General features: G+C 60.7%; 13 protein-coding genes. 8 read left to right on the top strand and 5 right to left on the bottom strand.

Features of this window, described 5'->3' with window-relative positions; genetic code table 11:
* Positions 1 to 295: 295 nt before the first annotated feature.
* Both LOY52_RS16820 and cobF read left to right on the top strand, forming a co-directional pair.
* Positions 296 to 886, top strand: coding sequence for a histidine phosphatase family protein (locus tag LOY52_RS16820; RefSeq protein ID WP_258679887.1), 591 nt, complete (start codon positions 296 to 298; stop codon positions 884 to 886).
* Positions 886 to 1,641: a precorrin-6A synthase (deacetylating) gene (cobF, locus tag LOY52_RS16815; RefSeq protein WP_258675121.1), complete on the top strand. Its 756-nt coding sequence runs from the start codon at positions 886 to 888 to the stop codon at positions 1,639 to 1,641. The genes LOY52_RS16820 and cobF overlap by 1 nt, the downstream gene beginning before the upstream one ends.
* A 107-nt stretch (positions 1,642 to 1,748) precedes the next feature.
* Here the strand turns inward: cobF and ftrA are convergent, their stop codons facing one another.
* The gene (gene ftrA / locus LOY52_RS16810; protein WP_258675120.1) at positions 1,749 to 2,723 is read right to left on the bottom strand and encodes a transcriptional regulator FtrA; all 975 of its coding nucleotides are present in this window, start codon (positions 2,721 to 2,723) and stop codon (positions 1,749 to 1,751) included.
* 102 nt (positions 2,724 to 2,825) lie between these two features.
* Between ftrA and LOY52_RS16805 the strand changes: the two genes are divergently transcribed.
* The 4 genes from LOY52_RS16805 to LOY52_RS16790 all read left to right on the top strand — a co-directional run bounded on the left by LOY52_RS16805 (position 2,826) and on the right by LOY52_RS16790 (position 6,566).
* Entirely contained in the window at positions 2,826 to 3,254 is a 429-nt protein-coding gene (locus LOY52_RS16805; protein WP_258675119.1) for a rhodanese-like domain-containing protein, read from the top strand.
* A 319-nt stretch (positions 3,255 to 3,573) separates the two neighbouring features.
* Complete coding sequence (locus LOY52_RS16800; protein ID WP_258675117.1) at positions 3,574 to 4,353, top strand: ABC transporter substrate-binding protein; 780 nt, start codon at positions 3,574 to 3,576, stop codon at positions 4,351 to 4,353.
* A 209-nt stretch (positions 4,354 to 4,562) separates the two neighbouring features.
* Positions 4,563 to 5,675, top strand: coding sequence for a succinylglutamate desuccinylase/aspartoacylase family protein (locus LOY52_RS16795; RefSeq protein ID WP_258675116.1), 1,113 nt, complete (start codon positions 4,563 to 4,565; stop codon positions 5,673 to 5,675).
* A gap of 174 nt (positions 5,676 to 5,849) precedes the next feature.
* Positions 5,850 to 6,566: an alpha/beta hydrolase gene (locus tag LOY52_RS16790; RefSeq protein WP_258675115.1), complete on the top strand. Its 717-nt coding sequence runs from the start codon at positions 5,850 to 5,852 to the stop codon at positions 6,564 to 6,566.
* Positions 6,567 to 6,569: 3 nt separating this feature from the next.
* On the opposite strand, the gene LOY52_RS16785 is transcribed toward LOY52_RS16790, so the two are convergent.
* Positions 6,570 to 7,136 carry a hypothetical protein gene (locus LOY52_RS16785; RefSeq protein ID WP_258675114.1) on the bottom strand — a complete coding sequence of 189 codons (567 nt, stop codon included), beginning with the start codon at positions 7,134 to 7,136 and terminating at the stop codon, positions 6,570 to 6,572.
* An 88-nt stretch (positions 7,137 to 7,224) separates the two neighbouring features.
* On the bottom strand, positions 7,225 to 8,007 hold the full coding sequence (locus tag LOY52_RS16780) for a hypothetical protein (RefSeq protein ID WP_258675113.1): 783 nt from the start codon (positions 8,005 to 8,007) through the stop codon (positions 7,225 to 7,227).
* 131 nt (positions 8,008 to 8,138) lie between these two features.
* On the opposite strand from LOY52_RS16780, the gene LOY52_RS16775 reads away from it, so the two are divergent.
* Both LOY52_RS16775 and LOY52_RS16770 read left to right on the top strand, forming a co-directional pair.
* Positions 8,139 to 8,675 carry a chalcone isomerase family protein gene (locus LOY52_RS16775; protein WP_258675112.1) on the top strand — a complete coding sequence of 179 codons (537 nt, stop codon included), beginning with the start codon at positions 8,139 to 8,141 and terminating at the stop codon, positions 8,673 to 8,675.
* Positions 8,676 to 8,819: 144 nt separating this feature from the next.
* On the top strand, positions 8,820 to 10,139 hold the full coding sequence (locus tag LOY52_RS16770) for an Nramp family divalent metal transporter (protein WP_047602029.1): 1,320 nt from the start codon (positions 8,820 to 8,822) through the stop codon (positions 10,137 to 10,139).
* A 195-nt stretch (positions 10,140 to 10,334) separates the two neighbouring features.
* Here LOY52_RS16770 and LOY52_RS16765 read toward each other — a convergent pair whose 3' ends face one another.
* Together LOY52_RS16765 and LOY52_RS16760 are read right to left on the bottom strand one after the other, a co-directional pair.
* The gene (locus tag LOY52_RS16765) at positions 10,335 to 11,516 is read right to left on the bottom strand and encodes an acetyl-CoA C-acetyltransferase (RefSeq protein ID WP_258675110.1); all 1,182 of its coding nucleotides are present in this window, start codon (positions 11,514 to 11,516) and stop codon (positions 10,335 to 10,337) included.
* A gap of 11 nt (positions 11,517 to 11,527) precedes the next feature.
* Complete coding sequence (locus LOY52_RS16760; RefSeq protein ID WP_003226176.1) at positions 11,528 to 12,193, bottom strand: CoA transferase subunit B; 666 nt, start codon at positions 12,191 to 12,193, stop codon at positions 11,528 to 11,530.
* Positions 12,194 to 12,200 lie beyond the last annotated feature (7 nt).

Genomic DNA, 12,200 nt, shown 5'->3' with positions numbered 1-12,200 from the left:
GGGGGGGGGTGTTGAATTCGTTTCACAATCCGTTAAAACAGTATTTATGTAACTCAGGTTACATGTCTAGTGAATTTTTAGTGGTAGCGATTAAGCGTTTAAATAACGTGATAACCCCGTGTAACAAGGCCTACACAGATGTCGCCGCTCCTTGTAGTCCATTGCCCACTGACGTGTCAGACATTGACGTTTTTTTACCTTCAGGATTTCGGGCGAGAAGGTAGCAGGATCCCCTCTGGCTCCCGGTTTACGGCACAATTACCCCAGGAACGGCCATTTGCCGCCGATTTACCGGATGTCCATCGAGTGCAAAACAGTGCAATCCACCCGTTTGACTTTGATTTGCCACGCTCGAACCGTCGCACAGAAATTGTCGCGTTTTCCTACGAACGAGCCTGTTGAAAATCCGCCATTGGCGCTCGGCGCGTTCGCCGCGAAATTCGCCAGCGTCAACCGTTTGTTGTGCGGGCCGGAACTGCGTACCCGTCAGACCGCCGAGTGGTTTGGTGCGGCGTCGCAAGTGGACGAAGCGTTGCGCGATTGCGATTTGGGGCGCTGGCACGGGCAAGCGATCAAGGATCTGCAAGTGCGCGAGGCCGATGCCTTGCAGGCGTGGATCGATGATCCGCAGGCGGCACCCCATGGTGGCGAGTCGGTAATGCAGTTGAGCGAACGCGTGGCGGCATGGCTGACCAGTCTGCAAGGCGTACCGGGGCACATCGTCGCCGTCACCCATCCGTTTGTGATACGTGCGGCACTGATGCAGGTGTTACAGGGCGCGGCGTTCAACGCCATTGATGTTGAACCGCTGTCCGTGGTTGAGCTGCGGTTCAACGGCATCTGGCGGCTACGCTTGGCGGGTATCGATCTTGCGGGAGCACAGTGATGAAACGACTGCTGGTCATCGGCATCGGCGCCGGAAATCCCGACTACATCACGATGCAGGCGGTGAAAGCGCTTAACCGCGTGGACGTGTTCTTCCTGATGGACAAAGGCCAGAGCAAGGACAAGCTGCTCGACCTGCGTCGTGACATCTGTGAACGCTACATCACCAATCCTGGCTATCGATTCGTCGAAGCCCACAGCCCGGAGCGCGAGCGCGGCGACGTGGACTACACCCGTGCGGTCGATGATCTGAACCGCGCCAAGCAAGAAACCTTCGAGCGGCTGATCAATGAAGAACTGGGTGACAACGAATGCGGTGGTTTCCTCGTGTGGGGCGACCCGGCGCTGTACGACAGCACTATTCGTATTCTGCAGGCGATTCTGGCGTCAGGCCGCTGTGCTTTCGAGTTTGAAGTGATCCCCGGGATTACCAGCGTTCAGGCGTTGGCTGCGCAGCATAAAGTGCCGTTGAACAGCATTGGCCGGTCAATCGAAATCACCACTGGCCGGCGTCTGGCGGCGGGGCAGGTGAGTGACACGGACAGCCTGGTGGTGATGCTCGACGCTGAAGATTCCTACCGCCATGTGGCGGATCAGCAGACAGAGATTTACTGGGGTGCCTACCTGGGCACCCCGGATGAGATTCTGATCAGCGGCAAGCTCAATGATGTGGCAGCTGAGATCGAGCGCACGCGCAAAGCGGCGCGGGCCGAGCATGGGTGGATCATGGATACCTATCTGTTGCGCAAACCGTAGGTTTTTTGTGGCTGGACTGGCCTCTTCGCGAGCAAGCTCGCTCCCACAGGGGCGCCCATTTCAAATGTGGGAGCGAGCCTGCTCGCGAAGGGGTCATCACAGTCAACTCAAGAAATCGCTTTGACCCCCCGCCCAAACCGCTCCCGATACACCGACGGCGGCACCCCGACCACGCTGCGAAACGCCACACGAAAACTTTCCACCGAGCGATAACCGCAGCGCAGGGCAATCTGCTCGGTGTTGTGCACGCTGCTCTCCAGTAACTCCCGCGCCCGGGCCAGTCGCTCGTGTTGCAGCCACGCTTTGGGCGATTGCCCGCTGGCCTCGGTGAAACGTCGCAGAAAGGTGCGCTCGCTCATCGCCGCTTCGCTGGCCAGATCGCGCACTTCCAGCGGTTGGTGCAGGCGCTCGCGGGCCCACTGCATCACCCGCGACAAGTCGTTGCGGGGTGTCGCGCTGACCGGCGTGGGGATGAACTGCGCCTGACCGCCAGTGCGTTGCGGCGACATCACCAGACGCCGGGCCACTGAATTGGCGACCTGAGTACCGAAGTCCCGCGCTAGCAGATGCAGGCAGGCGTCGATCCCGGCAGCACTTCCCGCCGAGGTGATCAACTGACCCGAGTCGACGTAAAGCACCTCCGGATCCACCGCAATCGAGGGGTAGCGTCGCGCCAGTTCATCGGTGTAGCGCCAGTGGGTGGTTGCGCCGTGGCCATCGAGCAAGCCGCTGGCGGCCAGCACAAATACCCCGGAGCAGATCGACAGCAGCCGCGCACCTTGAGCATGAGCCTGACGCAATGCCTCGACCAATTCCGGCGGCACCGGGGCCTCGCGGTCGCGCCAACCGGGAATGATGATGGTGCGCGCCCGCGCCAGCAGCTCCAGGCCGCCGTCGGCCAATACGTGAATCCCGCCCATGGCGCGCATCGGCCCTTGATCGACGGCGACGATGCGGTGCTCGTACCACGGGAAATCGAACTCCGGCCGGGGCAGGCCGAAAATCTCCACGGCAATGCCGAACTCGAAGGTACAGAGGCCATCGTAGGCCAGAATCGCAACCAATCCAGGTGAGTCAGGCATTTGGCGGAAAATTCCCGGTGAGTGTCTTGCGCGCCACTGTAGCGCCAAGTGCTGGCCCGATAAAGTCTGCTCACACCCCAACTGACGTAGGAGCCACACAACATGACCAGCCTGGTTCGCGATATTCCTGCCGCACCGTCGGCGATTGCCCTGATGCATTTCAGCAACCGTCTGACGTTTGAAACCGATTGTTCTGACGTGTACGGCAGCCAGGAGGCCGCTGAAGTCGATTTTGTCCTGGTCGACGTGCGCGGGCCTTTGGCGTTCGAGCGCGGTCATGTGCCGGGTGCGATCAACATTCCGACCCGCTTGCTGACCGCCGAAGGCCTGGCGGAGTATTCGACGAGCACGTTGTTCGTGGTCTATTGCGCCGGCCCGCACTGCAACGGCGCCAACAAGGCTGCGGTGAAACTGGCGGCGTTGGGTTACCCGGTCAAGGAGATGATTGGCGGCGTGACCGGCTGGCTGGATGAAGGCTTCAGCTTGAGTGCTACTCAAGCCGCCAAAGCGCCTATTGGATGTGAATGCTGAATGCTTTTGTAGGAGCTGCCGCAGGCTGCGATCTTTTGACTTTTAAAGAGCAAAAGATCGCAGCCTGCGGCAGCTCCTACAAAGGCAATTTTTGTCGTTTTCAAAGATTTGTCCTACAGCCTTTGCACCATGTCGGCGCACCGTTGATCCCGGTCAACGCGTGCGCCGATTTTCTGTAAGTATTTGTCGCCTAAACACAATTTACCCTGTGCGCGCCGCCATAGACTGCCGGCCACGTCGGTTTTTTGCCGCTAAATGGCCATGACCGAACGCCCAATCGAAAGCTGCCAATAAAAGCCTCCGCACACAGGAGTAATAAATGAAGAAGCTAGTGATGTTCGGTGCCTTGGCACTGTCGATGTTGTGCCTGACTGCAGTGGCCGAAGACGCCAAACCGATTCGTCTGGGAATCGAAGCCGCTTACCCGCCATTCTCGATGAAAACCGCTGATGGCAAACTCACCGGGTTCGACGTCGATATCGGCGACGCCCTGTGCAAACAGATGGACGTCAAATGCGTGTGGGTCGAGCAGGAGTTCGACGGCCTGATCCCGGCACTCAAAGTGAAGAAGATCGACGCGATCCTGTCCTCGATGACCATCACTGACGACCGCAAGAAAAACGTCGATTTCACCATCAAGTACTACCACACCCCGGCGCGCTTCGTGATGAAAGAAGGCTCCGGTGTCAAAGACCCGCTGACCGAGCTCAAGGGCAAGAAAGTCGGCGTGCTGCGCGCCAGTACCCACGACCGCTACGCCACCGACATGGCCAAGGACGCCGGGTTTGAAGTGGTGCGCTACGGCTCGCAACAGGAAGCCAACCTGGATATGAAATCCGGTCGTCTCGACGCGATGCTGGCCGACTCGGTCAACCTCAGCGACGGTTTCCTGAAGACCGACGCCGGCAAAGGTTTCGAATTCGTCGGCCCGACCTATGAAGACGCCAAGTACTTCGGCGGCGGCGCGGGCATCGCGGTGCGCAAGGGCGATACCGAACTGGCCGAGAAATTCAATAAGGCCATCACCGAAATCCGCGCCAATGGCGAGTACAAGAAAGTCCAGGACAAGTACTTCGACTTTGACGTATACGGTCATTAATACGCCGTAAAAAAGTGGCCCCGTGCAGACGGTGGCCACTTTTTTTGTGCTCTCATTCTACTGATGGAGATTCACTGTGGGAGCGAGCTTGCTCGCGAATGCGGTTTAACATTCAACATCTTTATTGACTGTCAGATTGCATTCGCGAGCAAGCTCGCTCCCACAGGGATCTCATCAATCCAGATCTACCAGACTGCAGGAGTTTTCCCATGCAACGCATCGACCATGTCCTGCCCTGGAGCCATCTGGGTAGCGAACGTTCCCTCAGCGTCTTCCGTTACGGCGCGGGCACTCGCAAGGTGTACATCCAGGCCAGTCTGCACGCCGACGAACTGCCGGGCATGCGCACCGCGTGGGAACTCAAACAACGCCTCAACGCGTTGGAACAGCAGGGCCGTCTGCAAGGTGTGATCGAGCTCGTGCCGGTGGCCAACCCGATTGGCCTCGACCAGCATCTGCAAGGCAGCCACATGGGCCGCTTCGAGCTGGGCAGCGGCAAGAATTTCAACCGCTCGTTTGTCGAACTCAGCGCGCCGGTGGCGGCGCGAATCGGCGAGCAACTGGGCAGCGATGCCGAGGCCAACATCGCGCTGATCCGCCAGACCATGGGCGAGGTGCTCGATGAGTTGCCAGCCCCGGCTTCGCAACTGGAAGCACTGCACCGCTTGCTGCTGCGCCATGCCTGCGACGCCGACATCACCCTCGACCTGCATTGCGATTTCGACGCGGCGATTCACATTTACGCATTGCCGCAACACTGGCCGCGCTGGCAATCGCTGGCGGCGCGACTGAAGGCCGGCGTGGCCTTGTTGTGCGAAGACTCCGGTGGCAGTTCGTTCGATGAATCGTGCTCATCGCCGTGGCTGCGTCTGGCCCGAGCGTTTCCGAGTGCGGCGATTCCCCCGGCGAACCTCGCCACCACCCTGGAACTGGGCAGCATGGGCGACACGCGGGTCGATCAGGCGCAGGCCAATTGTGAAGCGATTCTCGGCTTTCTCGCCGAGCAGGGTTTCATCAGCGGCGAATGGCCGGCAGCGCCGAGCGAGTGCTGCGAAGGCATGCCGTTCGAAGGCACCGAATACCTGTTCGCCCCGCACCATGGTGTGGTCAGTTTCCTGCGCAATGCGGGGGAATGGGTGGAGAAGGGCGATGCGCTGTTCGAGGTGGTGGACCCGTTGAATGACCGGCTGACCACCGTCCGCGCCGGCACCAGCGGCGTGCTGTTCGCGATTGATCGTGGGCGCTACACCCAGCCGGGGATCTGGCAGGCCAAGGTGGCGGGGCGCGAGCCGATCCGGGTGGGCAAGCTGATCAACGACTGAATCCAGACCGACGCCGTCCAATGTAGGAGCTGCCGCAGGCTGCGATCTTTTGACTTTGACTTTTAAGAGCAAGATCAAAAGATCGCAGCCTTCGGCAGCTCCTACAGGGTTGGGTGTGGTGGATCAAGGCTGTTAGGCTCTCCCAGAACCCGACACTCCGCGAAGGACGGCTCTATGTTGAAGGCATTTGCCCTGTTAACCCTCCTGGTGTCCAGCGCCGTCCACGCGCAAACCACGCTGCAAAGCGACTTGCCACTGAAATACATCGAACAGGTTCACCCGGACGCGAACACTCGGCCGCTGGTGATTTTTCTGCACGGCTACGGCAGTAACGAAGCCGATCTGATCGGTATGAAATTTCAGCTGCCGGCGCAGTACAACTACCTCTCGGTGCAGGCGCCGCTGGCGTTGGGCGAAGGGCGTTTCCAGTGGTTTCGCAAGAAAGGTGAAGGGGCCTACAACGGCGAGACCGATGATCTGCAGGCCAGCGGAAAGAAGTTGCGGGAGTTTGTCGCGCAGGCGGCGCAGAAATATCACGCCAGCCCGGACAAGGTGTACCTGATCGGTTTCAGCCAGGGCGCGATGATGACCTACGAAGTGGGCCTGCGTCCGCCCGTGGCGGTCGGCGGCATTGCAGCGTTGAGCGGACGGCTGTTGCCGGTGTTGAAAACCGAGCTAAAGATCGAGCAGCCACCGTTGCCGCTGCACATCTTCATCGGCCACGGCACCGCCGATGATCGAGTGCCGTACCGCGACGGCACCGAAGCCAATGCGCTGCTGCAGAAACTCGGCTACAGCCCCGAGTTTCACGCTTATCCCGGTGTCGGCCACAGCATCAGTTCCGCCGAACTGCGCGACTTGAACGCCTGGCTGCAGCAGCTCAATCCGTAGGGATCACTTGTTCTTGAGGATGGTTTTCACTAGCGCATCGTGACCGCTCTTGTCGCTGGCCCGGGAAATCACTTGAACCAGCGCCATGCGCTTGCCGGAGGCGGCGAGCAGGGTGGTGTTGAGTGTCTGGCCGCCGCCCTGAGTGGCGGTGCTGTCGACCTGACGCACACCGAGGCCGCTGCTTTTCTGGGTCAGGCTTTTTTCGCTGAGTTTGTTGAAGTCAGGCAAAGCCTTGCGCTGGTCATCGATGAAACTCGCCAGGCTGCCATCGAGAAATTCGTTGTCGTTGTCCTTGACGCTGGCGCCACCGGCAATCTGGTTTTCGGCGGCGATGACCACGGTTTTGGTCGCCTGATTGGTGTACATCGTGCCCTTTGCACCGGTCGGCCCGGCCGGCAGCGGGTCGGCGGTAAAGCCTTTGGGCAGGACGAAGGTGAACTTGCCGTCGAGCATCGACACGTTGTTGGTCGAGGCCTTTTCCTTGGGCTTGGCTGCCTGGGCGTTGAGGGCGCCGAGACCGGCGACCGCCGCCAGCAACAGGACGACGGCTTTCTTGCTGAGCAATGACATGTGAATCTCCGAGGGATGGTCGCGCCAGGGCGGCGATGATCCCACGGAGCATGCCTGGCATTCCAGCGCGGTTTGTCAGGCGTTTGCGTCAGCCTTGAGGTTGTGGGCTTTTGGCGGGAGTCGGTCGGGCCAGCAGTTTGCGGGTGACCCCGAGCATGGCCACTGACACCGCGACACCAGCGATGAATCCGCTGAGGCCCAGGGTTGGCAGGGTCAGCGCCGACACCAGGCAAAACGCCGAAAACGAGTACATGCCGGTCGCCGTCGCCCGCAGCAATGCCGCGGTAAACGCCGGGCCACGGGTCTGCTGAGAGAACACCGCCATCACACTGCCAAGCACCGGGAACACCGCGAGCAAGCCGCTCCAGCGCTCGCCGACGGTACTCGCAAGCATGGTCACCAGCAGCGTCAGCGCCGCGCCGGCTGTCATCCGCCAGAGCAGTTTGTCCGACTTCGGTGCCGGGCCGTTCAGCACCGGCTGCGCGTCGGGAAACAGGTACGGCGCGGCGAGCAGGGCAATCGCCGCCGCAGCGACCGAGAACGTCAGTGACGACGGAATCAGCGACAACAACAGCGCCAGTACCGCCCACACCGCCAGTGACGCTGTCAGCGCCACCGGCCAGTTCGCCCGCTGCGCCACCTGCGCGTAGGTGATGCAGAAGGCGATCATGGCGAACATCGCTGACAGCGCCGCCACCGCCGATTGCGCAGCAAACTGCGGCCCCTGTTCGATGGCGAGGAAAAACAGAATCGGCCCGACCACCACCGGCAGCCCCGACAGCCAACCGGCGACGCTTGGTCCCCAGCGCTTGCCGGCGAGAGAAATGAGCAGCAGAAAAGCGGGGATCAGCAATAATTTGAGGATCAGCACGCGGGAGGCCTCCGGGGATGGAACGGCCAAGGTAACCGATTGCTGCATTGATCGACAATTTTTGTATACAAAGTGCGCGAGTGATATTCGCTATGCTCTGAAGATCAGGATTTACCGGAGTCGATGCCGCGATGAGCAAACCATCTAAGTTGCTGCGTGGGTGCTGTGGCATCGGCTTGTGGGCGTTGTTACTCACGCCGACCTGGGCCAATTGGCAGGACGCCGTGCCCGGCGCGCAAATCATCGGCACCGGTGATTTCAGTGTGTTCGGCTTCGACGTTTACAACGCCCGGTTGTGGAGCGCGGCGCGTCCGTTGTCGACCGAACAGCCCTTCGCTCTGGAGCTGATCTATCGGCGCAAGATCTCCCGTGACGATCTGGTGCAGGCCAGTGTCGATGAAATCAAACGGCTGGCAGGCTCGAGCGTCAGTCCCGCACAACTGTCCAGGTGGCAAGAGCAAATGCAGCAATCGTTCGTCGATGTGCAGGCCGGCACGCGGATTACGGGCGTGTATCTGCCGGGGCAGGGTGCGCGGTTTTTTATCGGTCAGCAGTTGCAGCATGAAATCGATGATCCGCAATTTGCCCGGGCGTTTTTCGATATCTGGCTGGATCCGCGTACGCGTAATCCCGAGTTGCGTCAGCAGTTACTGGGTGTGAGTCGTTGAGATCAAAAGATCGCAGCCTTCGGCAGCTCCTACAGTGCAACGCATTCCAATGTAGGAGCTGCCGAAGGCTGCGATCTTTTGCTCTTCAAGGGTTCAACTGAAACGTCTAAGCTGCGTCTTTCCCACTTGTTTCTGGATGTGTGCGTGAAATTCAGCTTACCCAAAATCGCCACCGCGCCGTTCTGCCCGCCGGAAGTGGCCGGCAGTGTCGCGGTGGATCCGAATGCTTCGTTCTTCAAACGCGTGCTGCGTTTTGCCGGTCCGGGCTTGCTGGTGTCGATCGGCTACATGGATCCGGGCAACTGGGCGACCGCGATCGAGGCCGGTTCGCGTTTTGGTTACAGCCTGCTGTTTGTGGTGTTGCTCGCAAGTCTGGCGGGGATGGTCGTGCAATGCCTGTGCTCGCGGCTGGGCATCGCCACCGGCCGCGATCTCGCGCAATTGTCCCGCGAGCGCTACAGCACCCCGACCGCTCGCCTGCAATGGGTGCTGGCGGAAATCTCGATCATCGCCACCGATCTGGCCGAAGTGCTCGGCTGTGCCCTGGCCTTCCATTTATTGCTTGGCTGTTCGCTGACCTTCGGCATTGCCCTGACCGCCTTCGACACGCTGCTGGTGCTGGCCCTGCAGAACCGTGGCTTTCGCCGACTCGAAGCGATCATGCTGGTGCTGGTGGCGACCATCGGCGTGTGTTTCTTCGTCGAACTGGTGCTGATCAAACCGTACTGGCCAGACGTGTTCGCCGGGTTCAAACCGTCGCTCTCGGCGATCAGCGATGCCGCGCCGTTGTATTTGGCGATCGGTATTCTTGGCGCCACGGTGATGCCGCATAACCTCTACCTGCATACTTCGATCGTGCAGACGCGGATGATCGGCAAGGACCTGGCGAGCAAGCAGGACGCGGTCAACCTGGCACGCATCGACACCATCGGTTCGCTGGCCCTGGCGCTGCTGGTCAACGCGGCGATCCTGATTCTGGCGGCGGCTGCGTTTCACCAGTCCGGGCATACCGATGTGGTCGATATTCAGGACGCCTACCACCTGCTCGACCCGCTGGTCGGTGGCGCGCTGGCCAGTGTGCTGTTCGGCGTCGCGTTACTGGCGTCGGGGCAGAGCTCGACCTTCACCGGGACCATCGCCGGGCAGGTGATCATGGAGGGTTACCTGAACCTGCGGATTCCCTGCTGGCAGCGGCGCTTGATCACCCGTGGGCTGGCGCTGATCCCGGCGTTCATTGGCGTGTGGCTGATGGGCGATAACGCGGTGGGCAAGTTGCTGGTGTTGAGTCAGGTGGTGTTGAGCCTGCAATTGCCGTTTGCGCTGTACCCGCTGATCCGCATGACCAGCGACAAGCAACTGATGGGGCCGTTTGTGAACAGGCTGCCGACCCGGGTGCTGGCGTGGGGACTGTTTGCGGTGATCAGTGGGGCGAATGCGTGGTTGATTTTGCAGATGGTGGTGTGATTTTCAAAGCACCCTGTGGCGAGGGGATTTATCCCCGATCCAGTGCGAAGCGCTGGCAAAGATGTGTGTCGAGGCAATAAAAACTGGGGCTGCTGCGCATCCCATCGGGGATAAATCCCCTCGCCACAAAAGCGATGAAACCAGACAGCGAGCGGATGTCGTGGATCCGTCCGCCGCCTGTATTGCTCCTTTGGGTTAAGCGCGTTCCAGCGCCAGCGCCACACCCTGACCGCCGCCGATGCACAGGGTCGCCAGACCTTTCTTCGCATCACGCTTGATCATTTCGTGCAGCAGCGTCACCAGCACGCGGCAGCCCGATGCACCGATCGGGTGACCGAGGGCGATGGCGCCGCCGTTGACGTTGACCTTGTCCAGATCCCATTGCAGGTCCTTGGCCACTGCCAGCGATTGCGCGGCGAACGCTTCGTTGGCCTCGATCAGGTCCAGTTGGCCGATGTTCCAGCCAGCCTTTTCCAGGCAGCGACGGGTGGCCGAGACCGGGCCGATGCCCATGATCGCCGGGTCAACGCCGGCGTTGGCGTACGCGGCGATTTTTGCCAGCACTGGCAGGCCCAGGGCCTTGGCCTTTTCGGCGCTCATCAGGATCACAGCAGCGGCGCCATCGTTCAGCGACGAAGCATTACCGGCGGTGACGCTGCCGTCCTTCTTGAACGCCGGACGCAGTTTCGCCAGCGATTCGGCGGTGGTGTCGCCGCGTGGTTGTTCGTCGACCTTGAACGCTACCGGATCGCCTTTGCGCTGCGGGATCAGGATCGGGGTGATCTCATCGACAAAGCGTCCGGCCTCAATGGCCGCAGCGGCTTTGCGCTGCGAGGAGGCGGCGAAGGCGTCCTGCTGTTCGCGGCTGATCTCATATTTATCGACCAGATTCTCGGCAGTGATGCCCATGTGGTAATCGTTGAACGCATCCCACAGGCCATCGCTGATCATGGTGTCGACGATTTGCGCGTGACCCATGCGCAGGCCGGTGCGTGCGCCCGGCATCACATAGTTGGACAGGCTCATGTTCTCCTGACCGCCGGCGATGATCACCTCGGCATCGCCGCAACGAATCGCTTGCGCGCCCAGGTGCAGGGCTTTCAGGCCCGAGCCGCAGACCTTGTTCAGGGTCATGGCCGGCACGGCGTGGGGCAGGCCGGCCTTGATCGCCGCCTGACGCGCCGGGTTCTGGCCGGCGCCGGCGGTCAGCACCTGGCCCATGATCACTTCATCGACCTGCGCACCGTCCAGACCGGTCTGTTCGAGCAGCTGGCGAATCACCGCAGCGCCCAGATCCACCGCGGACACGCTGGCCAGCGAACCCTGGAAACTGCCGATCGCGGTACGGGTGGCGGCAACAATTACGACGTCTTGCATTTTCGAATTCCTCACTGGGCAGCGAACTGCATTTCCGGTACGTGATCCGGGACGATCAGTTTACCAGCGGTTTTGGCGACGATTTCCTCGACGCTGACGCCAGGTGCGCGTTCCTTGAGGACAAAAGCGCCATTTTCGATTTCCAGGTAGGCGAGGTCGGTCAGCACGCGCTTGATGCAGCCGGCGCCGGTCAGCGGCAGGCTGCACTTGGCCAACAGTTTGGACTCACCGTCCTTGGAGGCGTGGGTCATGATCACGATGATGTTGTCGGCGCCAGCCACCAGATCCATCGCGCCGCCCATGCCCTTGACCAGCTTGCCGGGAATCATCCACGAGGCGATGTTGCCTTCGACGTCGACTTCGAACGCGCCGAGCACGGTCAGGTCGACATGCCCGCCGCGAATCATTGCGAAGGATTCGGCGGAGTTGAAGATCGATGCGCCGATGCGCGCGGTCACGGTCTGTTTGCCGGCGTTGATCATGTCGGCATCGATGGTGTCTTCAGTCGGAAACGGGCCCATGCCGAGCAGGCCGTTTTCCGATTGCAGCATGACTTCCATGCCTTCGGGAATGTAGTTGGCGACCAGGGTCGGAATGCCGATGCCGAGGTTCACGTAGTAGCCGTCCTGCATTTCGCGGGCGACGCGCTGAGCCATTTGTTCGCGGGTAAGTGCCATGTTTTTA

The sequence above is a fragment of the Pseudomonas sp. B21-051 genome, assembly GCF_024748795.1.
Taxonomy (GTDB): Bacteria; Pseudomonadota; Gammaproteobacteria; order Pseudomonadales; family Pseudomonadaceae; genus Aquipseudomonas; species Aquipseudomonas putida_A.
The sequence above is the reverse complement of the archived record's forward strand: the minus strand, read 5'-3'. Positions and strand labels throughout refer to the sequence as shown.

Excerpts from the sequence above, each read along its gene's own strand:
- LOY52_RS16820 (WP_258679887.1), top strand. The coding sequence starts at position 296 with ATGTCCATCGAGTGCAAAACAGTGCAATCCACCCGTTTGACTTTGATT.
- cobF (WP_258675121.1), top strand. The coding sequence starts at position 886 with ATGAAACGACTGCTGGTCATCGGCATCGGCGCCGGAAATCCCGACTAC.
- ftrA (WP_258675120.1), bottom strand. The coding sequence starts at position 2,723 with ATGCCTGACTCACCTGGATTGGTTGCGATTCTGGCCTACGATGGCCTC.
- LOY52_RS16805 (WP_258675119.1), top strand. The coding sequence starts at position 2,826 with ATGACCAGCCTGGTTCGCGATATTCCTGCCGCACCGTCGGCGATTGCC.
- LOY52_RS16800 (WP_258675117.1), top strand. The coding sequence starts at position 3,574 with ATGAAGAAGCTAGTGATGTTCGGTGCCTTGGCACTGTCGATGTTGTGC.
- LOY52_RS16795 (WP_258675116.1), top strand. The coding sequence starts at position 4,563 with ATGCAACGCATCGACCATGTCCTGCCCTGGAGCCATCTGGGTAGCGAA.
- LOY52_RS16790 (WP_258675115.1), top strand. The coding sequence starts at position 5,850 with ATGTTGAAGGCATTTGCCCTGTTAACCCTCCTGGTGTCCAGCGCCGTC.
- LOY52_RS16785 (WP_258675114.1), bottom strand. The coding sequence starts at position 7,136 with ATGTCATTGCTCAGCAAGAAAGCCGTCGTCCTGTTGCTGGCGGCGGTC.
- LOY52_RS16775 (WP_258675112.1), top strand. The coding sequence starts at position 8,139 with ATGAGCAAACCATCTAAGTTGCTGCGTGGGTGCTGTGGCATCGGCTTG.
- LOY52_RS16765 (WP_258675110.1), bottom strand. The coding sequence starts at position 11,516 with ATGCAAGACGTCGTAATTGTTGCCGCCACCCGTACCGCGATCGGCAGT.
- LOY52_RS16760 (WP_003226176.1), bottom strand. The coding sequence starts at position 12,193 with ATGGCACTTACCCGCGAACAAATGGCTCAGCGCGTCGCCCGCGAAATG.